This window comes from Microbacterium sp. HSID17254, assembly GCF_003989315.1.
Taxonomy (GTDB): domain Bacteria; phylum Actinomycetota; class Actinomycetes; order Actinomycetales; family Microbacteriaceae; genus Microbacterium.
This window is the reverse complement of the sequence record NZ_RBLT01000140.1, coordinates 1-929: the sequence shown is the minus strand read 5'-3', so window position 1 is coordinate 929 and position 929 is coordinate 1. Positions and strand designations below refer to the sequence as shown.

Annotated in this window: 1 protein-coding gene; it reads right to left on the bottom strand. The window is 70.8% G+C overall.

Annotated features, from left to right (window positions below; translation table 11 throughout):
• On the bottom strand, window positions 1-847 hold an 847-nt coding region (locus tag D8M34_RS18175; protein WP_238695725.1), incomplete at its 3' end, for an amino acid--tRNA ligase-related protein.
• Window positions 848-929: the final 82 nt, after the last annotated feature.

The following is a 929-nucleotide window of genomic DNA, read 5'->3' as shown; positions in this document are numbered from 1 at the left end:
CCGAGGACTGGATCAGCTCTCGGGTCAGGACCGCCATGTCGTCGTAGGTCGCGTAGGCCTGGTAGGCCTCCAGCATCGCGAACTCCGGGGAATGCGTGGAGTCGATGCCCTCGTTCCGGAACACCCGGTTCAGCTCGAACACGCGCTCGATACCACCGACCACGCAACGCTTCAGGAACAGCTCCGGTGCGATCCGCAGATACAGATCGGAGTCGAGTGCGTTCGCGTGCGTCACGAACGGGCGCGCGGTGGCGCCGCCGTGCAGGTTCTGCAGCATCGGCGTCTCGACCTCGATGAAGTCGCGGCCGGCGAGCGACTCGCGGACGGTCCGCAGCACGGTGGACCGCGCGCGCACGGTCTCGCGGGCCTGCGGACGCAGGATCAGGTCGACGTAGCGCTGCCGGACCCGGTTCTCCTCCGACAGCTCCTTGTGCGCGGTCGGCAGCGGCCGGACCGACTTCGCGGCGACCGACCACTCGTCGACCATCACCGAGAGCTCACCCCGCCGCGAGGTGACGACCTCACCGCGCACCGCGACGAAGTCGCCCATGTCGACGACGGCCTTCCAACCGGCCAGTGCCTCGGCCCCGACCCGGTCGAGCGAGAGCATGGCCTGCAGCTCGGTACCGTCGCCCTCGCGCAGCGTCGCGAAGCACAGCTTGCCGGTGTTCCGGACGAAGATCACCCGGCCGGCGACGGCGACGGTCTCGCCCGTCGCGGTGTCCACGGGCAGGTCCGGGTGCGCGTCGCGGACCTGGCGCAGCGAGTGCGTGCGGGGGACCTCGACGGGGTAGGGGTCGGTGCCCGCGGCGATCAGCTCCGCGCGCTTGGCCCGGCGCACCCGCATCTGCTCGGGGAGGTCGGCCTCGTTCGCCGGGTCGGACGGTGTGCCGGGAGTGTTCACGGCAGGTCAGGCTATCGGCGGTACC